This is a genomic window from Pseudomonas sp. S10E 269, assembly GCF_002798465.1.
Lineage (GTDB): Bacteria > Pseudomonadota > Gammaproteobacteria > Pseudomonadales > Pseudomonadaceae > Aquipseudomonas > Aquipseudomonas pergaminensis.
Genome location: NZ_PHIJ01000001.1, coordinates 6218593 through 6243417, shown reverse-complemented (window position 1 = coordinate 6243417; position 24825 = coordinate 6218593). Strand labels below are relative to the sequence as shown.

2 protein-coding genes are annotated in these 24825 nt (G+C 65.7%); both read left to right on the top strand.

What is annotated here, in order from left to right; genetic code table 11:
* Positions 1 to 207 precede the first annotated feature (207 nt).
* Positions 208 to 13035: a non-ribosomal peptide synthetase gene (locus CWC48_RS28825; protein ID WP_100490998.1), complete on the top strand. Its 12828-nt coding sequence runs from the start codon at positions 208 to 210 to the stop codon at positions 13033 to 13035.
* The gene (locus CWC48_RS28820) at positions 13032 to 24326 is read left to right on the top strand and encodes a non-ribosomal peptide synthetase (RefSeq protein ID WP_100490997.1); all 11295 of its coding nucleotides are present in this window, start codon (positions 13032 to 13034) and stop codon (positions 24324 to 24326) included. The genes CWC48_RS28825 and CWC48_RS28820 overlap by 4 nt, the downstream gene beginning before the upstream one ends.
* Positions 24327 to 24825 lie beyond the last annotated feature (499 nt).

The following is a 24825-nucleotide window of genomic DNA, read 5'->3' as shown; positions in this document are numbered from 1 at the left end:
ATTGAACCAACCCAGATCCTCCTTGTCCCCGCTTCCCATGTCACCCCCCGCCTGTCAAATCCCTTAATTTTCCAAGCCTGCCGGAAGCCTCTCCAGGCCCCCGGCTGCGCCCGCTATTTTTTGGATGCGGGGCGCCCAGCACCCGATTCAAGCGGCAGCTGAAAACGGACTTTCTTCTCCACCGTGACTTATCAGGCAGGTTACCCCATGCAGTTCAGCGAATTATTGGCAGCGATTTCCACCCATGCGATCCGTCTGCAACTGGAAGAAGGCGACCTGATCATCCTCGGTGACGACGAGGCACTGGAGGATGCGCTGTGGGATCAATTGATCGCCCACAAGCCCCGGCTGCTGGCGTTGGTTGCCGAGCATGGCGGTGACTGGCTGAGCCCGGCCTATCGCATCACGCCGGACATGCTCGCGCTGGTCAACCTCGACCAGGCGGCCATCGACCGTATTGTCGCCGCCATCCCTGGGGGCGCGGCGAATGTGCAGGACATTTACCCGCTGGCGCCGCTGCAGGAAGGCATGCTTTACCACCACCTGTCAGCGGAGCAGGGCGACCCCTACGTGTTGCACGCGCAGTTCGAGTTTGACAGCCGCGCACGGTTGCACGCGTTTGCCGAAGCCTTGCAATGGGTGATCGATCGCCACGACATCCTGCGTACCTCCATGGTCTGGGAGCGCCTCGACGAGCCGCTGCAGGTGGTGTGGCGCAAGGCGAGCCTGGTGTGCGAAGCCGTGGAGATCGATGCCCGCAACTACCGCATGGACCTGGGCCAGGCGCCGCTGCTGCGCCTGGTGTTTGCCGAGGACGCACTCACTGGGCGTGTGGCGGCGACCCTGCTGTTTCACCACACCATCCTCGACCACACTGCCCTGGATGTGGTGCGCCATGAAATCCAGCTGTACCTGGCTGGCGAGCAGGCCCTGGCGGGTGAGCCGGTGCCGTTTCGCAGCTATATCGCCCAGGTGCGCCACGGCGTCAGCGAACAGGCCCATGAGGCCTTTTTCCGCGAGATGCTGGCAGACATCGATGAGCCGACGCTGCCTTTCGGGTTGCAGGACGTACAGGGTGACGGGCTGGGCATTGACGAGGCACGTGTCGCCGTCGACAGCGCGCTGAGCCGCCGCCTGCGCACCCTGGCGCGGCCCCTTGGTGTCAGCGTGGCAAGCATGATGCACTTGGCGCTGGCCCGCGTGCTGGGTGTGATCTCCGGCCGTGATGCCGTGGTGTTCGGCACCGTGATGCTCGGTCGCATGGGGGCGGGCGAGGGCGGTGAACGGGCCTTGGGCATGTTCATCAACACCTTGCCCTTGCGCGTGGATGTGGGCGAGCAGGGCGTGCGCGCCGGGGTCAAGGCTACCCACGAACGCCTGACCACCTTGCTCAACCACGAACATGCGTCCCTGGCGCTGGCCCAGCGTTGCAGTGGTGTCGCCGCGCCGACGCCGCTGTTCAGCGCCATGCTCAACTACCGCCACAGCGCCGCCACGGACATGGCCGAGGTGATCGAGGTGGCCGAGGGCATTCGCGTGCTCGGCGCCGAGGAGCGCACCAACTACCCGCTGACGGTCAACGTCGATGACCTGGGTGAAGATTTCGCCCTGACGGTGATGGTCGACGCGTCCATCGGTGCTGCACGTGTCGCCACCTACCTGCACACCGCCCTGGAAAGCCTGGCCAATGCCCTGGAACAACGACCGGATATGCCGCTCAGCGGCCTGAACATCCTGCCCGACGCCGAACGCCACACCCTGTTGCACCGCCTCAATGAAACCCCCGCGCACTACGCTGACACGGCCCTGATCCATCAGCACGTCGAAACCCACGCCGCCGCCCAGCCCGACGCCATTGCCTTGCGCTTCGACAACCAGCGCGTGAGCTACCGCCAACTCAACGAACGCGCCAACCAAGTCGCCCACCGCCTGCTGGCCCAGGGCATCCGCCCCGATGACCGCGTGGCCATCTGCGTGGAACGTGGCCCGGAGATGATCATCGGCCTGCTCGGCATCCTCAAGGCCGGCGCCGGCTACGTGCCGATCGACCCGGCCTACCCGCTGGAGCGCATTGCCTACACCCTGGCCGACAGCGAACCCGTGGCCGTGCTGGTGCAGGCCAATACCCGCCACCTGGTCGGCGACTTGCCGCAGGTCGACCTCAACGGGTTGCGCGGCGAATCCCTCGTCAATCCTCGGGTCAGCCTCAGCCCGGCTCACCTGGCCTACGTGATCTACACCTCTGGCTCCACGGGCCAGCCCAAGGGGGTGATGATCGAACACCGCCAGGTCGCGCGCTTGTTCACGGCGACCGAGCACTGGTTCGGCTTCAACCGCAACGACGTCTGGGCGCTGTTCCATTCTTTCGCTTTCGACTTTTCGGTGTGGGAAATCTGGGGCGCGCTGATGCATGGCGGCCAGTTACTGATCGTGCCGCAACTGGTCAGCCGCTCGCCGGACGAGTGCTACACGCTGCTCTGCGAAGCGGGTGTGAGCATCCTCAACCAGACGCCCAGCGCGTTCCGCCAATTGATCGCTGCACAAGGCCAGAACCCGCAGTCCCATTCCCTGCGCCAGGTGATCTTCGGCGGCGAGGCGCTGGAGCCGGGCATGCTCAAGCCGTGGTACGCCCGAGCGATCAACGCTGGTACGCAATTGGTGAACATGTACGGCATCACCGAAACCACCGTGCACGTGACCTACCGCGCCCTGGAAGCGGCGGATGCGCAGTTGGTCGGTGTCAGCCCGATTGGCGTGCGCATTCCCGATTTGCAGTTGTATGTGCTCGACGCACGCCGCGAGCCCTTGCCGCTGGGCGTGGTCGGCGAGTTGTACGTGGGCGGCGCCGGTGTGGCGCGGGGTTACCTCAACCGGGACGCGCTGACCGCCGAGCGCTTCCTGCCCGACCCGGCCACCGGCCTGCGCATGTACAAGACCGGTGACCTCGGCCGCCTGCGGGCCGATGGCAGCGTCGAATACCTGGGCCGCAACGATGACCAGGTGAAGATTCGCGGTTTCCGCATCGAGCTGGGCGAGATCGAAGCGCGGCTGGCCAGCGCCGAGGGCGTGCGTGACGCCGTGGTGATCGCCCGTGAGGACGAGCCGGGCGACAAGCGCCTGGTGGCCTACGTGATTGCCGACGGCGAGCTGCGTGCCGCCGACCTGCGCGACCACCTGCTGCTGAGCCTGGCCGAACACATGGTGCCCAGCGCCTTCGTACTGCTGGAAAAATTGCCGCTGACCACCAACGGCAAGCTTGACCGCAAGGCACTGCCCGCACCGGACGCCGCTGCGCTGGCCCGCCGAAGCTACGAAGCCCCTCAAGGCGCGGTGGAAACCGCCATCGCCACGATCTGGCAAGACCTGCTCAAGCTCGACCACGTGGGGCGTGACGACAACTTCTTCGAACTGGGCGGCCATTCCCTCTTGGCGGTCAAGCTGATCGAACGGATGCGCCAGGTCGACCTCAGCGCCGACGTGCGCGTGCTGTTCGGCCAGCCAACCCTGGCGGCGCTGGCTGCGGCGGTGGGCGGGCAACAGGAAGTGCAGGTGCCGGCCAACCTGATTACCCACGCCACCACGCACATCACCCCGGACATGATTCCCCTGGTGGAACTGGACCAGGCGGCCCTTGACCACATCATCCAGCAAGTGCCCGGCGGCATCAGCAACGTACAGGACATCTACGGCCTGGCGCCGTTGCAGGCCGGCATTCTTTACCATCACCTGGCAACCACCGAGGGCGACCCTTACGTGTTGCAGGTGCAGTTCAGCTTTAACGACCAGGCGGCGGTGGATGCGTTTATCCAGGCGCTGCACAGCGTGATCGAACGCAATGACATCCTGCGCACCGCGATCCTCTGGGAAGGCCTCAACGAACCGGTGCAGGTGGTGTTGCGCCAGGCCGCGCTGGCTGTCGAGCGTATCGACGAGCCCTTTGCGCGCCTGCAGCAACGCTTCGACCCCCGCCACTTTCGCCTCGACCTGACCCGTGCCTCACTGCTGCGTTTTGCCTACACCGAGGAACAGGGGCGTTTCGTCGGCATTCTGCTGCTGCACCATATCCTGCTGGACCACACGGCCCTGCAGGTGCTGGTGCAAGAGATGAGCGCGAGCCTGTCCGGCAACAGCGCGCAACTGCCCGACGCCGTGCAGTACCGCAACTATGTGGCCCAGGCGCGGCTTGGCGTCAGCCAGGCGCAGCACGAAGCGTTCTTCAGCGAGATGCTCGGCGATATCGGCGAACCGACCCTGGCCTTCGGTTTGCAGGACGTGAATGGCGACGGCAGCGGCATCCTTGAAGCTCACCTGCCCCTGGAACCGGCACTGAGCCTGGGCCTGCGCGAACAGGCGCGGCAGCTTGGCGTGAGTACCGCGAGCCTGGTGCATCTGGCCTGGGCGCAGGTGCTGGGGCAGGTCTCCGGCCAGCAGGCGGTGGTGTTCGGCACGGTGTTGCTGGGGCGCATGCAGGGCGGCGAAGGCGCCGACCGGGCGCTGGGGATGTTTATCAACACCTTGCCGCTGCGCGTCAGCCTCGGCTCCGTCGGCGTTCAGGCCGGCGTGCGCGCCACCCATGCGCGCCTGGCGCAGTTGCTCGGGCATGAGCACGCGTCGTTGTCCCTGGCCCAGCGATGCAGCGGCGTGCCGGGTTCGCTGCCGTTGTTCAGCACCTTGCTCAACTATCGCCACAGTGCACCGGGGCAAGCACCGGGCGACAGCCCGTTTGCAGCCTCCGGCATCCAGATTCTCAGTTCCGAAGAGCGCAGCAATTACCCGCTGGTGCTCAACGTCGATGACCTGGGCACAGGCTTTGCCCTCACTGTGCAAGGCGTGGCGAGCCTGGATGTGCAGCGAGTCGGCGAGTACATGCTCACCGCGTTGCGCCACCTGGTGACGGCGCTGCAACAAGCGCCCACCACACCCTTGCAGGCTGTCTCGATCCTGCCGGCCGCCGAGCGCCACCAGTTACTGGTGGACTTCAACGCCACCGCCCGTGAATTCCCGGCGCACCTCACCGTGCATCAACTTTTCGAAGCGCAAGCGCTGGCCCGTCCGCAAGCGGTAGCTGCGGTGCAGGGGAACCTGTCCTTGAGTTACCGCGACCTCAACCGTCGCGCCAACCGCCTGGCCCATCACCTGCTCAACCAGGGCGTGCAACCGGGCGAAAGCGTGGCGATTGCGCTGCCGCGTTCGCTCGACCTGCTGGTCTGCCAACTGGCGATCCTCAAGTGCGGGGCGGTGTATGTGCCGCTGGACGTCAATGCGCCGGTCGAGCGCCAGGCGTTCATCGTGCAGGACAGTGGTGCCCACCGGGTGCTCACTGGCCTGGCCGACCTGAACCTGGACGCGTTGTCGCCGCGCAACCCCGAGTTGCCTCAGTCGGCCGAAAGCGTCGCCTACATCCTCTACACCTCCGGCTCCACCGGGGCGCCCAAGGGGGTGCAAGTGCCGCACCGTGCCATCTCGCGCCTAGTGCTCAATAACGGTTATGCCGAGTTCAACGCGCACGACCGTGTGGCCTTCGCCTCCAACCCGGCGTTCGACGCGAGCACCCTGGATGTGTGGGCGCCGTTGCTCAATGGCGGTTGTGTGGTGGTGGTCGAGCACGCGGTGCTGTTGTCCCAGGCGGCGTTCGCGGCGTTGTTGCAGGAGCAATCCGTCAGCGTGCTGTGGATGACTGCCGGGCTGTTCCACCAGTACGCCGACGCGCTGATGCCGGTGTTCCGCCAATTGCGCTACCTGATCGTCGGTGGGGACGTGCTTGACCCGCAGGTGATCGGGCGGGTGCTTGAACACGGCAAACCCCAACACCTGCTCAACGGCTACGGGCCCACCGAAGCCACCACGTTTTCCACCACCTTTGAGATCACCCAGGTCGGTGAGGGCGGCATTCCCATCGGCCGGCCGATCGCCAATGCCCAGGCCTACGTGCTGGACGCGCGCCAGCAACCGGTACCGCTGGGTGTGGTCGGCGAGCTGTACATCGGCGGTGCGGGCGTGGCCAAGAGCTATTTGAACCAGCCACAACTGACCGCCGAGAAATTCATCCCCAACCCGTTCGGCGACGGCGTGCTGTACCGCACCGGTGACCTGGCCTGCTGGCAGGCCGACGGCACCTTGCTGTACCAGGGGCGCAATGACCTGCAGGTGAAGATCCGCGGTTTCCGTATCGAGCCCGGCGAGATCGAAACCTGCCTGGCCAGCTTCCCAGGCGTGAAAGACACCGTGGTGCTGGCCCGCGAGGACGAGCCCGGTGACAAACGCCTGGTTGCCTATTACACCGCCAGTGCGGCGCTGGATATTGAAGCCCTGCGTGCCCATCTGCAGGGTCAACTGCCGGACTATATGGTGCCGTCGGCGTATGTGTGGCTGGCGCTGTTGCCGCTCACCGCCAACGGCAAGCTCGACCGCAAGGGCCTGCCGGTGCCGGACCAGAGCGCATTGCTCAGCCGTGGTTTCGAAGCGCCGGAAGGCGAGGTGGAAACCCAACTGGCGCAGATCTGGCAGGACGTGCTCAAGCTGGAGCGGGTCGGGCGGCACGATCATTTCTTCGAACTCGGCGGGCATTCATTGCTGGCGGTCAGCCTGATCGAGCGCATGCGCCAGGTCGGCCTGAGCTGTGACGTACGCGTGCTGTTCAGCCAGCCAAGCCTGGCGGCATTGGCCGCCGCAGTGGGCAGCGGGCGGGAAGTCGTGGTGCCGGCCAATGGCATTCCCACGGGGTGCACGCACATCACGCCGTCGATGCTGACATTGGTGCAGCTCGACCCGACGGCCATCGAGCGTATCGTCGCGAACGTGCCGGGTGGTGCGGCGAACGTGCAGGATATCTACCCGCTGGCGCCGTTGCAGGAAGGCATTCTGTACCATCACATCAGCGCCGAGCAGGGTGATCCGTACCTGCTGCAATCGCGCATGGCGTTCGACAGCCTGGAGCGGCTGCGCGCGTTCATGGGCGCGCTGCAACAGGTGGTCGCTCGCCACGACATCCTGCGTACCGCTGTCGTCTGGGAAGGCCTGGACAGCCCGGTGCAAGTGGTGTGGCGCGAGGCGCAGCTGGTCGTTCAAGAGGTCGCCCTGGACCCGGCGGACGGCGGCATCATCGAGCAGCTGCACGCGCGCTTCGATGCGCGCCATTACCGCCTGGACATCACCCAGGCGCCGTTGCTGCGCATGGTGTATGCCCAAGACCCGCAGCACGATCGAATCGCCGCGATCCTGCTGTTCCACCACCTGGCGCTGGACCACACCGCCATGGCCGTGGTGGGCCAGGAGATGCGCGCGTTCATGTTCGAGCAGGCCCAGGGCTTGCCGGCAGCGGCGCCGTTTCGCAACTACGTGGCCCAGGCGCGCCTGGGTGTCAGCGTGGCGGAGCACGAGGCCTTCTTCCGCGACATGCTCGCGGATGTGGATGAGCCGACCTTGCCGTTCGGTGTGCAGGACGTGCAGGGCGATGGGCGCGACATCGAAGAGGCCGAACAGCCGGTTGACCCGGCGCTCGCTCAGCGGGTGCGCGAACAGGCGCGGCAGTTGGGTGTGAGCGCGGCCAGCCTGATGCACCTGGCGTGGGCTCAGGTGCTGGGGCTGGTGTCAGGGCGTGATGACGTGGTGTTCGGCACCGTGTTGATGGGGCGCCTGCAGGCCGGTGACGGTGCGGACCGCGCGCTGGGCATGTTCATCAATACCCTGCCACTGCGGGTCGATGTGGCGGCGACTGCTGGCATGGCGGTCAAGGCTACCCACGGGCGCTTGAGTGCCTTGCTCGGCCATGAACACGCGTCCCTGGCGCTGGCCCAGCGTTGCAGCGGCGTGGCGAGCACATCGCCGCTGTTCAGTGCGTTACTCAACTACCGCCACAGCGACCCCGACGAAATGGCCCGCGATGGCCATGGCATCTGGGAAGGCGTGCAATTGCTCGGCGGTGAGGAACGCAGCAACTACCCCTTGACCCTGAGCGTGGACGATTTGGGTGAGGGCTTCGGCCTGACCGTGTTGGCGCTGCCGCAGATCGGCGCCCAGCGCCTGTGCGCCTATATGCACAGCGCCGTGGAACAGTTGGTGGCCGCCTTGGAAAGCGCGCCGCAGACGGTGCTCAACCAACTGCCGATTCTGCCGGCGGCGGAGCGTGAAACCCTGCTGCGCGACTTCAACGCCACCCGCGAGGATTTCCCGCACGGGCAGACCGTCCACGGTGCCTTTGAGGTCCAGGCCGAACGCCAACCCCAGGCTGTAGCGGTGCTGCAAGACGGTGAGGCGCTGACCTATGAGCAACTCAACCAACGCGCCAACCAACTGGCCCATCACCTGCTGGACCTCGGCGTACGGCCCGACGACCGTGTCGCCCTGTGCTGCCGTCGCGGCCCGCAGATGCTGGTGGGCTTGCTGGGCATCCTCAAGGCCGGTGCCGGTTACGTGCCCATCGACCCGGCGTATCCCGCCGAGCGTATTGCCTACCTGCTGCACGACAGCGCACCCGTGGCGGTGTTGGCCGAAGCCAGCACCCGCGAGCTGCTGGGCACCGTTGCCACTGTGGATCTGCATGACCCGAGCCTGCAACAGCGCGCCGTCAGCAACCCGCAGCTCAGCGCCCTGACCCCGGCGCACCTGGCCTACGTGATCTACACCTCCGGGTCCACTGGCGAGCCCAAGGGCGTGATGGTCGAACACCATACCGTGGAAAACCTGGTGCACTGGCACTGCGAGGCCTTTGGCCTGGATGCCACGGGGCACACCAGCAGCGTCGCCGGTTTCGGTTTTGATGCGATGGCCTGGGAGGTCTGGCCGGCGCTGTGCGTCGGCGCCACCCTGCACCTGCCGCCTGCCAGCGTCGGTAATGAAAACATTGATGAACTGCTCGCCTGGTGGCTGGCGCAACCGCTGGACGTCAGCTTCCTGCCAACGCCGGTGGCCGAGTACGCCTTCAGCCAGCACCTGCAACACCCTACCTTGCGCATCCTGCTGATCGGCGGCGACCGCCTGCGCCAGTTCACCCAGGAGCGGCGCTTTGCGGTGATCAACAACTACGGCCCCACCGAAGCCACGGTGGTTGCCACCTCCGGCCGCGTGCGCGCCGGGCAGGTGCTGCATATCGGCCGGCCGATCGCCAATGCCAGCGTCTACCTGCTGGACGCGCAATTGCGTCCGGTGCCGGTGGGGGTGACGGGCGAGCTGTATGTCGGCGGCAGCGGTGTCGCGCGCGGTTACCTGAACCGGCCCGACCTGAGCGCCGAACGCTTCCTGCAAGACCCGTTCAACGCCGGGCGCATGTACCGCACCGGCGACCTGGCGCGCTGGTTGCCCGATGGCAATATCGAATTCCTGGGCCGTAACGACGACCAGGTGAAAGTGCGTGGCGTACGGGTTGAGCTGGGGGAAATCGAAAGCCGCCTGGCCGCACTGGACGGCGTCGGCGAAGCGGTGGTGCTGGTGCGCGAAGGCCGCTTGGTCGCCTGGTTCACCGAACAGCAACCGTTGGATATCGACACCCTGCGCGCGCAACTGCAAGCCCAATTGCCCGAGGCATTGGTGCCGGTTGCTTATGTAAAGCTGCACGCATTGCCGCTGACGGCCAACGGCAAGCTAGACCGCAAAGCCTTGCCCGAACCCGATCAAACGGCATTGTTGACGCGTGAATACGAAGCGCCGCAGGGCGAGGTTGAAACGACCTTGGCGCGGATATGGGCCGAGGTGCTGAACGTCGAACCGGTCGGGCGCCATGACCACTTCTTCGAACTGGGCGGCCATTCGTTGCTGGCCGTCGGCCTGATCGAACGCATGCGCCAGGTCGGCCTGAGTGCCGATGTGCGCGTGCTGTTCAGCCAGCCGACCCTGGCGGCGCTGGCGGCTGCGGTGGGCAGTGGCCAGGATGTACAGGTGCCGGCCAACCGTATTCCTGCCGAGTGCCAGCGCATTACGCCCGACCTGCTGACACTGGTGGACCTCGACCAATCGACGATTGATCACGTCGTCGCCCTGGTGCCCGGTGGCGCGGCCAATGTGCAGGATATCTACCCGTTGGCGCCGTTGCAGGAAGGTATTCTCTACCACCACATCAGCGCGGGGCAGGGCGACCCGTACCTGCTGCAATCGCACCTGGCGTTCGACAGCCTCGAACGCCTGGACGCGTTTGCCCAGGCGCTGCAACAGGTGATCAACCGTCACGATATCCTGCGCACCGCCGTGGTCTGGGAAGGCCTGGCCCAACCGCTGCAGGTGGTGTGGCGCAAGGCTGAATTGGTGGTGCAGGCCGATGCCCTTGAGCACCTGCACCAGCGCTTCGACCCTCGTCAGTACCGCGTGCCGATGCACCAGGCGCCCCTGGTGCGCCTGGTGTACGCGCCGGACCCGGCCAACCAGCGCGTGGTCGCGATCCTGCTGTTCCACCACATTGTCCTCGACCACACCGCCCTCGACGGCGTGCGTCACGAAATGCAGGCCAGCCTGCTCGGGCTGCCACAGCCCACGGGTGATGCCACGCCGTACCGCAACTACGTGGCCCAAGCGCGGCTGGGCGTCAGCGAACAGGCGCATGAAGCCTTCTTCCGGGGGATGCTCGGCGACATCAGCGAGCCGACCCTGCCGTTTGGCTTGCAGGATGTGCGCGGCGACGGCAATGCCATCGAGGAGGTTCAGCTCAGCCTGGCGCCGGCGCTCAACCAACGCCTGCGGGCCCAGGCGCGCTTGCTGGGCGTCAGCGCCGCGAGCCTGTTCCACCTGGCCTGGGCGCGGGTGCTCGCCAGCACGTCCGGCCAGGAACACGTGGTGTTCGGCACCGTGCTGTTGGGGCGCATGCAAGGCGGCAAAGGCAGTGACCGCGCCCTCGGCATGTTCATCAACACCTTGCCGTTGCGCGTGGACATCGATGGCAGCGGTGTGCGCATGGCGGTCAAGCAGACCCATGCGCGGTTGACCGCGTTGCTCGGGCACGAGCATGCGTCCTTGGCGCTGGCCCAGCGTTGCAGCGGTGTCGCCGCGCCACAGCCGTTGTTCAGCGCCATGCTCAACTACCGCCACAGTGACAGCCAGCAGGCGCCGGTCTCCCGGGCCTGGGAGGGCATCCAGACCCTGGCCAGCGAGGAACGCACCAACTACCCGTTGACCTTGAACGTGGACGATCAGGGCGACGGCTTCCGCCTCACTGCCATGACCGCCAAGTCGATTGGCGCGCAACGCATGTGCGGTTATCTGCAGGTGACCTTGCAGGGGTTGGTCGAGGCGCTGGAGCAGGCGCCGCAGTTGGCCGTCAACCGCCTGCCGGTGCTGGAGGCGCAGGAACGTCAGCAACTGCTGTCCGGCTTCAACGCCACCGAGGTGGCTTACGACCTCGATCAGACCTTGCACGGCCTGTTTGAAGCGCAAGTGACGCGCACACCGGACGCCATCGCCGTCAAGGCAGGCGACCTGGCATTGACCTACGCCGAACTGAATGCGCAAGCCAACCAATTGGCGCATCACCTGATCGAAATGGGCGTTCAAGCCGATTCGCGGGTGGCGATCTGCGTGGAGCGTGGCCTGGACATGGTGGTCGGCCTGTACGCGATCCTCAAGGCCGGTGCGGCCTATGTGCCGCTGGACCCGGCGTATCCGCTGGAACGTATCGCCTACATGCTGGAAGACAGCGCGCCTGTGGCGGTGCTGGCCCAAGGCGCTACGCGTGGTTTGCTGGGCGACGCGCCGGTGATCGATCTGGACCGCCCGACCTGGCAACACCACGCCATCGACAATCCCCGCGCACAGGCCCTCAGCGCCTATGTGATCTACACCTCCGGCTCCACCGGCCAACCCAAGGGCGTGATCAACGACCACCCCGGCGTGGTCAACCGCCTGCTATGGATGCAGGACGCCTACGGCCTGCAGGCCCACGACCGGGTATTGCAGAAAACCCCGTTCAGCTTCGACGTGTCGGTGTGGGAGTTCTTCTGGCCGCTGTTCACGGGTGCCTGCCTGGTCATGGCGCGTCCTGGCGGGCATAAAGACCCGGCCTATCTGTGCGAGGTGATCGCCGCTGAACAGATCACCACGTTGCATTTTGTACCGTCGATGCTCGACGTATTCCTGGCCCACGGCGATGTCAGCCAGGCGGCCGGCCTGCAACGGGTGATGTGCAGCGGCGAAGCGTTGCCGGGCAGTCTTGTGAGGCGTTTCAAGCAGCAACTGCCGGGCATCGGCCTGTACAACCTGTACGGCCCGACCGAAGCCGCCGTCGATGTGACCGCCTGGAACTGCGCGCGCCCGGACGTGCCGGACAACACGCCGATTGGCAAACCCATCGCCAACACCCGCATGTACGTGTTGGATGGGCAAATGCAGCCGGTGCCCCTGGGCGTGGTGGGCGAGTTGTTCATCGGCGGCGTGCAGGTGGCGCGGGGCTACCTCAATCGTCCCGAGTTGACCGCCGAACGTTTCCTCAAGGACCCGTTCACTGATGGGCGCCTGTATCGCACCGGCGACCTTGGGCGTTACCTGCCCGACGGCAATATCGAGTACCTGGGCCGCAACGACGACCAGGTGAAAATCCGTGGCCTGCGTATCGAGCTGGGCGAGATCCAGGCGCGCCTGCTTGAACATCCCCAGGTCAATGAAGCCGCCGTGGTGGCCCGCGATGATCGGCTCGTCGCCTACTACACCGGCGTCCGGGCCACCGAGCTGCGCGAGCACCTGTTGCAGCACCTGCCGGACTTTATGGTGCCCGCCCTGTTCGTGCACTTGGACGCGCTGCCCTTGAGCCCTAACGGCAAGCTCGACCGCAAGGCACTGCCGGCGCCGGGCAGCGAGGCGCTGACCGTGCGCGAGTACGAAGCCCCGGTGGGCGATACCGAAATCCTGCTGGCGCAGCTATGGGCCGAACTGCTCAATGTGGAACGGGTAGGGCGCCAGGACAATTTCTTTGAACTGGGCGGGCACTCGCTGCTCGCCGTGAGCTTGATCGGGCGCTTGCGCCAGGAAGGCATGGAAGCCGATGTGCGCGCGTTGTTTGAACAGCCGACCCTGGCCGGCTACGCCGCAATGACTGAACGAATGGAGATCGTCCTGTGAGCATTCTTGAACTGCTGGCGACGCTGAAAACCAAGGACGTGCAGCTCACGCTCAAGGGTGAGCAGTTGTCGGTACAAGGCAACAAACACGCGCTGAGCGACCCGTTGATCCTCGCCGCCCTGCGCGAGCACAAGCCGGCGCTGATCGAACTGATCAAGGCCGGTGAATATTCGGCCGCCAACGAAGTGCCGGCCAATGGCATCCCGGCCGGTGCGCAACACATCACCCCGGCCATGCTGACCCTGTCTGATCTGAGCCAGGAGGAAATCGACCGTATCGTCGCCACCGTCGACGGCGGTGTGGCAAATATCCAGGACATCTACCCGCTGGCGCCGCTGCAGGAAGGCATCCTGTTTCACCACGTCAGCACTGAGCAGGGCGACCCCTATGTGATGCAGTCGCAGTTCGCCTTCGACAGTGTCGAGCGTTTCGACGCGTTTGCCCTGGCGTTGCAAGGGGTGATGGACCGGCACGACATCCTGCGCACCGGCGTGGTCTGGGAAGGGCTGCGGCAACCGTCGCAAGTGGTATGGCGCACGGCGCGCCTGCCGGTGCAGGCCCTTGCGCTGGACCCGGCCGACGGCGATATCGCCGCCCAGTTGCACGCACGTTTCGACGCTCGCCATTACCGCCTGGACGTGACCCAGGCGCCGCTGCTGCGCCTGGCCTGGGCCAGGGACCCGGCGCAGGGGCGCATCGTCGCTATGCTGCTGTTCCATCACATGGCCCTGGACCACAGCGCGCTGGAAGTGGTGCGCCATGAAATGCAGGCGTTTATGCACGGGCACGCCAGGCAACTGGGCCAGGCAGTGCCGTTTCGCAACTACGTGGCGGCGGCGCGCCTGGGTGTCAGCGAGCAGCAGCATGAGGCGTTTTTCCAGCAGATGCTGGGTGATGTGGTCGAGCCGACCTTGCCCTTCGGCTTGCAGGATGTGCAAGGCGATGGCCGTGGCATCACTGAACGCGACTGGCCGTTGGCGGATGCGCTCAACCAGCGCCTGCGCGCCCAGGCCCGCGTGCTCGGGGTCAGCGTCGCCAGCCTGTTCCATCTGGGCTGGGCCCAGGTGCTGAGTGTGCTGGCCGGCAAGTCCCAGGTGGTGTTCGGCACCGTGCTGATGGGCCGCCTGCAAGGCGGGCATGCCACGGACCGCGCCTTGGGGATTTTCATCAACACCTTGCCGTTTCGCGTGGACGTGGGCGAAGGCGACCTGCGCAGCGCGGTCAAGGCTACCCATGCGCGCCTCACCGGGCTGTTGCGCCACGAACACGCGCCCCTGGCGTTGGCGCAACGCTGCAGCGGGGTGGTGGCGCCGACGCCGTTGTTCAGTGCGTTGCTCAACTATCGCCATAGCGGCACAGGCACTAGCAGCGAAGCCGTGGCGGCGTGGCAGGGCATCGAGACATTGCGTTCGGATGAGCGCACCAACTACCCGCTGACCCTGAGTGTCGATGACCTGGGCGAAGGGTTTATCCTGCGTCTGCTCGCCACCCACCAGGTCGATCCGCAGCGCGTCTGCACCTACCTGCAAACCGCCCTGGAAAACCTGCTGACCGGCTTGGAGCAAGCGCCCGACACCGCGCTTAACCAACTGTCGGTGGTGCCTGCGGACGAACAGCAGTTGCTGTTGGAGCACTTTAACGCGACCCACACGGATTTCCCCCAAGGCACCACCCTGCACGGGCGCATCGAGGCCCAGGCCGCGCTCACGCCCGACGCTGTTGCCGCCGTGTATCAGGGCCGCCAGCTCACCTATGCCGAACTCAACCAGCAAGCCAACCTGCTGGCCCATCACTTGCTGGCGCTGGGGGTCAAGCCCGACGACCGCGTCGCCATCGTCGCCCGCCGTGGCCTGGACACCCTGGCCGGCCTGTTGGCGGTGCTCAAGGCTGGTGCGTGCTATGTGCCGGTAGACCCGTCCCACCCGGCCGAGCGCCTCAACTACCTGCTCAGCGACAGCGGCCCGGTGGCGGTGTTGACCCAGCAGGCCTTGCTGGAGCGCCTGCCGGCCCTTGAGGTGCCAGTGATCAACCTCGACCGCTTCACCTGGCAGCACCATTCGGCGAGCAACCCCAAGGTGGCGGTCACGCCGTCCAACCTTGCGTATGTGATCTACACCTCCGGCTCCACCGGCCTGCCCAAAGGCGTGATGGTGGAACACCACACCGTCGCCAACCTGGTGGACTGGCATTGCAGCACCTTTGACCTGTGTGCCGGGCGCCACACCGCCAGCGTCGCCGGGTTCGGTTTTGACGCGATGGCCTGGGAAGTCTGGCCGGCGCTTTGCGTGGGCGCGACCCTGCACCTGCCGCCGGCCCGGGACGGCGCCGAGGATGTCGACGCACTGCTGGCCTGGTGGTGCGCGCAGCCGTTGGACGTGTGCTTCCTGCCCACCCCGGTGGCCGAGTACGCGTTCAGCCAGCAGATCGAACACCCGACGCTGCGTACCCTGTTGATCGGCGGTGATCGCCTGCGCCAGTTTGGCCGGGCGCAGCGCTTTGACCTGATCAACAACTACGGCCCCACTGAAGCCACTGTGGTCGCCACCTCAGGCAAGGTCGAGGCCGGCCAGCCGTTGCACATCGGCAAACCTGTCGCCAATGCCACCGTGTACCTGCTGGACGAACAGCAGCGGCCGGTGCCGCTGGGCGTGGCGGGGGAGTTGTACGTCGGCGGCAAAGGCGTGGCGCGCGGCTACCTCAATCGCCCCGAGTTGACCGCCGAACGCTTCCTGCGTGACCCGTTCAACGCCGGGCGTATGTACCGCACCGGTGACTTGGCGCGCTGGTTGCCGGACGGCAACCTCGAGTACCTGGGCCGCAATGACGACCAGGTGAAGATTCGCGGCATGCGCATCGAGCTGGGCGAAATCGAAACCCAACTCAACCAGTTGGCAGGCATCCAGGAAGCCGTGGTGCTGGTGCGTGAAGAGCGGCTGGTGGCGTATTTCACCGAAAACCGCCAGCTCGACCCGTTGGCCGTGGGCGATATCCGCGCCCACCTGGTGGCGCACCTGCCGGACTACATGGTGCCGGTCGCCTACGTCAAATTGGACGCGCTGCCCCTGACCGCCAACGGCAAGCTCGACCGCAAGGCCCTGCCGGCGCCGGACATGGCCGCAGTGTTCACCCGCGAGTACGTGGCCCCGGAAGGTGAAATCGAAAGCGTGCTGGCGCAGATCTGGGCCGATGTGCTGCACGTGGAGCGTGTGGGGCGTCGTGACCATTTCTTCGAACTGGGCGGGCACTCGTTGCTGGCCATGCGCATGGTCTCGCAGATTCGCCAGCGCCTGGGTGTCGAGTTGCTGCTCGGCGACTTGTTTGCGAATGCCGAACTGGCCGCCGTCGCCGAGGTGCTGGCCCGGTCCGGTCGCAGCACCTTGCCGGATATCCTCCCGGCCAATCGCGATGAACAGGTGCCGCTGTCTTTTGCCCAGCAGCGCCTGTGGTTCCTGGCGCTGATGGAAGGGGCCAACACCGCCTACAACATTCCCATTGGCCTGCGTCTGCGCGGGCAGTTGCATGTCGAGGCGCTGCAACGGGCCTTGGCCCGTATCGTCGCGCGCCACGAAACCCTGCGCAGCCGCTTTGCCCAGCACGGCGATGACGCCCGAGTCCTGATCGTGCCCGCCGAAGACGTGCTGCCCCTGCAAGTGCAGGACCTGCGCCGCCATCCGCAACCCCAGCAGGCGCTGGACGCATTGATCCACGGCGAAGCCTCGGCCCCCTTCGACCTGGAGCGCGGCCCGTTGCTGCGTGGGCGCTTGGTGGTCATGGCCGACGATCACCATGTGTTGCTGCTAACCCTGCACCACATCGTCTCCGATGGCTGGTCCATGGGCGTGCTCACCCGTGAACTGATGGCGCTGTACCAGGCGTTCAGCCACGGCCAGGCAGACCCGTTGCCGCCGCTGCCGATCCAGTACGGCGACTTCGCCGTGTGGCAGCGCCTGTGGCTCAGCGGTGAAGTGCTGCACCGCCAGAGCGCCTATTGGCAGCAAGCGCTGGCGGGGGCGCCGGCCTTGCTCACCTTGCCCACCGACCGGCCGCGACCGGCGCAGCAGGACTACGCCGGCAGCAGTGTCGAGATACGCCTGGACGAGCGCCTCACCGCCGGGCTCAAGGCGCTCAGCCAACGCCACGGCACCACGCTGTACATGACCTTGATGAGCGCCTGGGCCTCGTTGCTTGCGCGGTTGTCCGGGCAGCAGGAGGTGGTGATCGGTTCACCCGTGGCCAATCGCACGCGCAGCGAGGTGGAAGGCCTGATCGGCCTGTTCGTCAACACCCTGGCAGTGCGTGTCGACACCGCTGGCGAGCTGACCACCGAGGCATTGCTGGCGCGGGTCAAGGCCCAGGCCCTGCAAGCCCAGGCCCATCAGGACCTGCCGTTCGAGCAAGTGGTGGAAGTCACCCGCCCGCCGCGCAGCCTGGCCCACAGCCCGCTGTTCCAGACCCTGCTGACCTGGCAGGACAGCAGCCCGCCGACTTTGGCCCTGGGCGACCTGGCGTTGGAAGGCATTGTCGAGAACAGCCACTTTGCCAAGTTCGACCTGTCCCTGGACCTGGCAGAAGTGCAGGGCACCCTCATTGGCGCGTTGGAGTACGCGGTGGCGCTGTTTGATGAGTCGACGGTGCAGCGTTTTGTCGGCTACTTCACCCGCGTGTTGCAGGCCATGGTCGATAACGACCAGGCCGTGCTGGCGCATGTACCGCTGGTGGGTGAACGCGAACGCCAACACCTGCTGTTCGACTTCAATGCCACCGAGGTCGATTACAACCTCGACCAGACCTTGCACGGTCTGTTCGAAGGGCAGGTGGCGCGTTCGCCGCAGGCTACCGCCGTCAAGGCGGGTGATCGGATACTGACCTATGCCGAGCTGAATGCGCGGGCCAACCAGCTGGCGCATCACCTGATGGAAATGGGCGTTCAAGCGGATTCGCGGGTGGCGATCTGCGTCGAACGGAGCCTGGAAATGGTCATTGGCCTGTACGCGATCCTCAAGGCCGGCGCCGCCTATGTGCCGCTGGACCCGGCGTACCCGCTGGAGCGTATCGCCTACATGCTGGAAGACAGCGCGCCTGTGGCGGTGCTGGCCCAAGGTGCCACGCGTGGGTTGCTGGGCAACGTGCCGGTGATCGACCTGGACCAGCCGACCTGGCAGCACCAACCCGTCGACAACCCCCAAGTGGCCGGGGTCAGCGCCTATGTGATCTACACCTCCGGCTCCACCGGCCAGCCCAAGGGCGTGATCAATGACCACCCTGGCGTGGTCAATCGCCTGCTGTGGATGCAGGACACTTATGGCCTGCAGGCCCATGACCGGGTATTGCAGAAAACCCCGTTCAGCTTCGATGTGTCGGTGTGGGAATTCTTCTGGCCGCTGTTCACCGGCGCTTGCCTGGTAATGGCGCGCCCTGGCGGCCATAAAGACCCGGCGTACCTGTGCGACGTGATCGCGGCCGAGCAGATCACCACGCTGCACTTCGTGCCGTCGATGCTGGACGTGTTCCTGGCCCATGGTGACGTGAGCCAGGCGGCCGGTCTGGTGCATGTGATGTGCAGCGGTGAAGCCTTGCCGGGCAGCCTGGTGCGGCGCTTCAAGCAACAGCTGCCGGGTAGCCAATTGCACAACCTGTATGGCCCGACCGAAGCGGCCGTCGATGTGACGGCCTGGAACTGCGCTGGCCCGGTGACGCCGGACAACACACCGATTGGCAAACCCATCGCCAATACCCGCATGTACGTGCTCGATGCCCAGTTGCAGCCAGTGCCCTTGGGCGTGGTCGGCGAGCTGTTCATCGGCGGCGTGCAAGTGGCGCGTGGTTACCTGAACCGGCCGGAGCTGACCGCCGAGCGCTTCCTCAAGGACCCGTTCACCGACGGCCGTATGTACCGCACCGGAGATGTTGGCCGCTACCTGCCCGACGGCACGCTTGAGTACCTGGGGCGCAATGACGACCAGGTCAAGATCCGTGGCTTGCGTATCGAACTGGGGGAAATCCAGGCACGCCTCACCGACTGTCCGTCGGTCAATGAAGCCGCGGTGATCGCCCGCGACAATCGGTTGATCGCTTACTACACCGGCACGTTCAGCGAAATCGACGCGTTGCGTGCGCAGTTGCTGCAGCATCTGCCGGAATTCATGGTGCCAGCCATTTTCGTGCACCTCGACACCTTGCCCCTGAGCCCCAACGGCAAGCTCGACCGCAAGGCGCTGCCCGCGCCAGGCCTGGATGCGGTGGTGGTGCGTGAGTATGAAGCGCCCCAGGGCGATACCGAAATTGCCCTGGCCAGCCTGTGGGCCGAGTTGCTCAACGTGGAGCGCGTGGGCCGTCACGACAACTTCTTCGAACTGGGCGGCCACTCGTTGCTCGCGGTAAGCCTGATGGGGCGCATGCGTCGCCTGGGGTTGTCGGCGGATGTGAAGGTGTTGTTTGGTCAGCCCACCTTGTCGGCCTTGGCGACGGCGCTGGGTGGGGGCCGTGAAGTGGCGGTGCCGGTCAACGGCATTGCGGCCGATTGTGCCTATATCACCCCGGACATGTTGCCGTTGATCCAGCTGGATCAGCCGGCCATTGCACGTATCGTCGCCTGCATCCCGGGTGGCGCGGCGAATGTGCAGGATATCTACCCGCTGGCGCCGTTGCAGGCCGGCATGCTGTATCACCACCGCGCGGTGCAGACCGGTGACGACTATGTGCTGCGTGCGCAGTTTGCGTTCGACAGTCGCCAGCGCAGGGAGGCCTTTACCCTGGCCTTGCAGGCGGTGATCCAGCGTCACGACGTGCTGCGTTCGTCGTTCCATTGGGACGGCCTGGAAGAACCGGTGCAGGTGGTGTGGCGCGAAGCTTCGCTGCGTGTCGAACACGGGTCGGTGCCGGAACGTCTCGACCTGTCCCAGGCGCCGTTGATGCGCCTGGTGGTCACCGACGACAATGCCACGTTGCTGTTCCATCACCTGGTGATGGACCACGTTGCGTTGGAGATCCTGCAACACGACATGCAGGCGTACCTGTCGGGCACGCAACACACATTGGGTGCGGCGGTGCCGTATCGCAACTACGTGGCCCAGACCCGCCTGGGGGCGGACGATCACGAGGCATTCTTCCGCGAGATGCTCGGTGACATCGATGAGCCGACCCAGCTCGACAGCCTGGGCCGCGCGGAACAGGTGCAACGCGCTCTCGACCTGGCCTTGAGCCAGCGCCTGCGCAACAGGGCACGCCAGGCCGGTGTGAGCGCCGCAAGCCTGATGCACCTGGCCTGGGCCCAGGTACTGGGCAAGGTCTCGGGGCGCGATCAGGTCGTGTTCGGCAGCGTGATGCTTGGCCGCCTGCAAGGCGGTGAAGGTGCCGAGCGGGCCATGGGTGTGTTCATCAATACCTTGCCGCTGCGGGTCGACCTGGGTGAACACTCGGTGCGCGACGCCCTGCGGGCGACCCACACACGCCTCAGCCAATTGCTCAGCCATGAGCAGGCGCCACTGGCGTTGGCCCAGCGTTGCAGCGGTGTGCCGGTGACGACGCCGCTGTTCGATACCTTGTTCAATTATCGCCACAGTGCGCCTCAGGCGGCGGCCGAGGCGTGGCAGGGCATTCGGTTGCTCAAGGCCGAGGAACACAGCAACTACGGGCTGTCGGTGAGCGTGGATGATCTGGGGGAGGGGTTCTCCCTGAAAGTAGTGGGGCAGGGCGCGCGGCGGTTGTGTGGCTACCTGCAGATTGCCGTGGAACAGGTGGTGCAAGCGCTGGAACAGGGCAATGCGGTGGGCATCAGCCACTTGCCGATCCTGCCAGCCGCCGAATGCCAGCAGCTGCTGGATTTCAATGCCACCACGCGGCCTTTCCCGCGCGAGCACACCGTGCAGCGCCTGTTCGAGGCCCAGGCCCAGGCACGTCCCGCTGCGTTGGCGGCCCGGCATGGCGAGCAGTCCTTGAGTTATGGCGAACTCAACAGCCGCGCCAATCGCCTGGCCCATCACCTGCTTGGCCTCGGGGTGCGGCCTGGCGACAGCGTGGCGATCCTGCTGCCGCGCTCGCTGGACTTGTTGATCAGCCAATTGGCCGTGCTCAAGTGCGCCGCCGCGTATGTGCCGCTGGATATCAACGCCCCCGCCGAGCGCCAGGGGTTCATGCTGCACGACAGCGGTGCGGCCTGGCTGTTGACCCGCAGTGATACGCCCGTTGACTACCCCGCGCAGCGCCTGGACCTGGACACTGTGGTCCTCGACCCGCAACCCAGCCACAACCCGGACCTGTCGCAGTCCTCCGACAGCGTGGCGTACATCATGTACACCTCCGGCTCCACCGGCACACCCAAGGGCGTGTTGGTGCCCCATCGCGGCATCACGCGCCTGGTGCTCAACAACGGCTACGCCGACTTCAACGCCAGCGACCGTGTGGCCTTCGCCTCCAACCCGGCGTTCGACGCCAGTACCATGGACGTGTGGGGCGCGTTGCTCAACGGTGGCCAGGTGCAGGTGATCGACCACGCCACGTTGCTCGACCCGGCCGCCTTTGGTCTGGCCCTGGCGGATGCAACGGTGCTGTTCGTCACCACGGCGTTGTTCAACCAATACGTGCAACTGATTCCCCAGGCCCTGGCCGGCTTGCGCATTCTGCTGTGCGGCGGCGAGCGTGCCGACCCGGCGGCATTCCGCAGCCTGTTGGCGCGCGCGCCGGCGTTGCGCCTGGTGCATTGCTACGGGCCGACCGAAACCACCACTTACGCCACCACCTATGAAGTTCGCTCGCTCGCACAGGCGGCGCAAAGCGTGCCGATTGGTCGGCCGATCGGCAACACCCAGGTCCATGTGCTGGATGCCCAGTTGCAGCCGGTGCCCTTGGGCGTGACCGGTGAAATCTGCATCGGTGGGGACGGCGTGGCCCTGGGGTACCTGAACCGCCCTGACCTGACGGCTGAAAAGTTTGTGCAGGACCCGTTCAACGCCGGCGCCTTGACGTACCGCACCGGCGACCTCGGCCACTGGACGGCGGACGGCCTGTTGGAATGCATCGGGCGCAATGACGATCAGGTGAAGATCCGTGGCTTCCGTATCGAACTGGGCGAGATCGAAGCGCGACTGGCCACCTTTGCGGGTATCCAGGAGGTGGTGGTGCTGGCGCGCGAGGACGCTCCGGGAGACAAGCGCCTGGTGGCGTATTTCACCTGGGCCGATGAACCCGTCGATATCGATAGCGTGCGCGCCTACCTGCAAGGCCAGTTGCCGGAGTACATGCTGCCGTCGGCCTTTGTGCCACTGGCGCAGCTGCCGTTGACGGCCAACGGCAAGGTCGACCGCAAAGCCTTGCCGGTGCCGGTCCTGGAGGCCTTGAGCCGCCGCGATTTCGAAGCGCCGATCGATGCCCTGGAGCAGCGCCTGGCAGGGTTGTGGGCCGAGGTGCTGAAGCTGGAACAGGTAGGTCGGCATGACAGTTTCTTTGAATTGGGTGGGCATTCATTGCTGGCGATCCGGCTGGTCAGCCTGATGGAGGACGCCGGGTTGCAAGTGTCGCTGGCCGAGCTGTTCCAGCACGCCAGCGTCGCCTCGGTGGCCGCGATGCTGCGCCAGCGTACCGACGCGCCAGTGCGCGACACCTCGGTGATCACGGTGCGCGGCAGGGGTGCGCAGGCGCCGCTGTTCCTGGTGCACGAGTTCAGTGGCATGGATGTTTACTTCCCGGCGCTGGGCCAGCACCTGCCCGGTGACTACCCAATCTACGGCCTGCCGGGCGTGGCCCTGGGGGAACCGCACCTGAACACAATGGAAGGCCTGGCAGCGCGGCTGGTCGGGTTGATTCGCGGCCTTCAACCCCATGGACCTTATCGCCTTGCCGGCTGGTCGTTTGGCGGCGTGCTGGCCTATGAAGTGGCGATGCAACTGCTGGGACAGGATGAAGCGGTGGAGTTCCTCGGCCTGATCGACAGCTATGTGCCGCGCATGACCGACCAGGGCAAGGCGCGCTGGAACGGGCCGGATGCACTCAAGCGGCACCTGCTGTTGCAGTGCACGGCGTATTGGACAGCACAGGGAGGTGTGGATGAACTGGCGAGGCTTGGGCAATTGGAGGCGCAGCTTGGACAGCTGGACTTTGCGCGCCTGCTGCAACGTTGTCGCGATGAAGGTGTGCTGCACGCGCAAATGGCGGCGGCTACGGACGCGGACCTCTTGAACTACATCGAGCGCGAAGTCGGCCACGGCCATGCATTGGCGCACTACAGCCTGTTTCCGTTGCCGGTGGCGGTGCATCTGTTCAGTGCGAGCGAGCGCCCGACCGAGTTGTCACGGCGCAGTGAATCCCTGGGCTGGAGCGATGCCCTGGCGCCGGGGCAGCTGCGCCGGGTGCAGGTGCCGGGGGATCACCAGAGCATGATGCAGGCGCCGCATATCCAGGCATTGGGCCAGGCACTGAGCGAGGCGTTGGCAACGAGTGCGGCGCAGGTTCAGGAGCCGCATCAACCCTTGCTGCGCATTCAGAGTGGTCGGGCGGGGTACGCGCCGGTGTTCTGCGTGCCAGGGGCGGGGGACAGCGTCACCGGGTTTGTAGGCCTGGGTGAAGCGCTGGGCCGCGAGTGGCCGCTGTTTGGCTTGCAGCCGCGTGGGCTGGACGGTGAAGCGGTGCCCCATAGCCAGGTGGAAGCGGCAGCGCGGTGTTACTTGGCGGCGCTGGAGCAAGAGTGCCCGCAGGGGCCGGTGCACCTGGTCGGGCACTCGTTTGGTGGCTGGGTTGCGCTGGAGATGGCGTTGCGGTTGCAGGCGGCCGGGCGCGAGGTGGCGTCGTTGACGGTGATCGACAGTGAGGCGCCTGGCGGGGCTGGGAAGGTGTACACCACGACAGCGGCGTTGATGCGCTTGATTGAGGCGATGCAGTTGTCGGCTGGGAAATCGCTGGGGATTGATCCGGGGGATTTTGCCGCGTGTGATGAGGTGGCGCAGCGGCGCCAGTTGCACGCGGGCATGGTCGGTGTCGGGTTGTTGCCGGGACGTTCTGCGGTGGATGCGATGGAGGGGCCGGCGCGCACTTATGCGGCGGCGTTGCGTACAGAGTATCGGCCTGGTGCGCGGTTCAAGGGCGTGGTGCGGTTGGTGTTGGCTGAGGATCCGGCGCTGGACGCGGCGGGGAATCAGCGGGAGCAAGGGTTGATGATTGAGGGGTGGCGACGGCAGGGGAGCGGGTTGCAGGTTGGGTATGGCGGGGGGAATCACTTTACGTTGCTCAAGGCGCCCAATGTGGTTGGGTTGGCGCGTTGGTGGGTGGATGGGGTTGTTGTCGGGGAGGTGGTGTCTTGAGCGGGTTGTTTGGGTACATAGCCGTTTCTTCGGTAACGGCTAACCCGGCGTCCTACCGGGTTACCCACGCTCCAAAGCCTGCGTTCGGCCAGCGTGGTTTTACGGGGCGCCGAAGATCAAAAGCCAAAGCGCGGCGGCCTGGTAGCCGACCGGCTTCTGGAAGCTGGTCTCGGTCCAAATGTGGGAGCGGGCTTGCTCGCGAAGGCGGTGCGTCAGCAATTACATCTCTAACTGATCCACCGCTTTCGCGAGCAAGCCCGCTCCCACAATTTAGATCTCCTAAATCAGGCAGATATCAAACGGCTCTGGCTCTGTTTTTGATTTTGATCTTAGGCGCCCCCCAAATCACTGTCGGATTACGGGCACACCGAGCCTAAGCGAGGTGCCGGGTGTTGGGGCAAGAGCCTTTTGCTTACTTTTGGGCTTTTCAAAAGTGAGCCGCCGTAAGGGCGGAACCATAAGCGGCCGTTACCCAAATAACGGATATGTACACGATCAA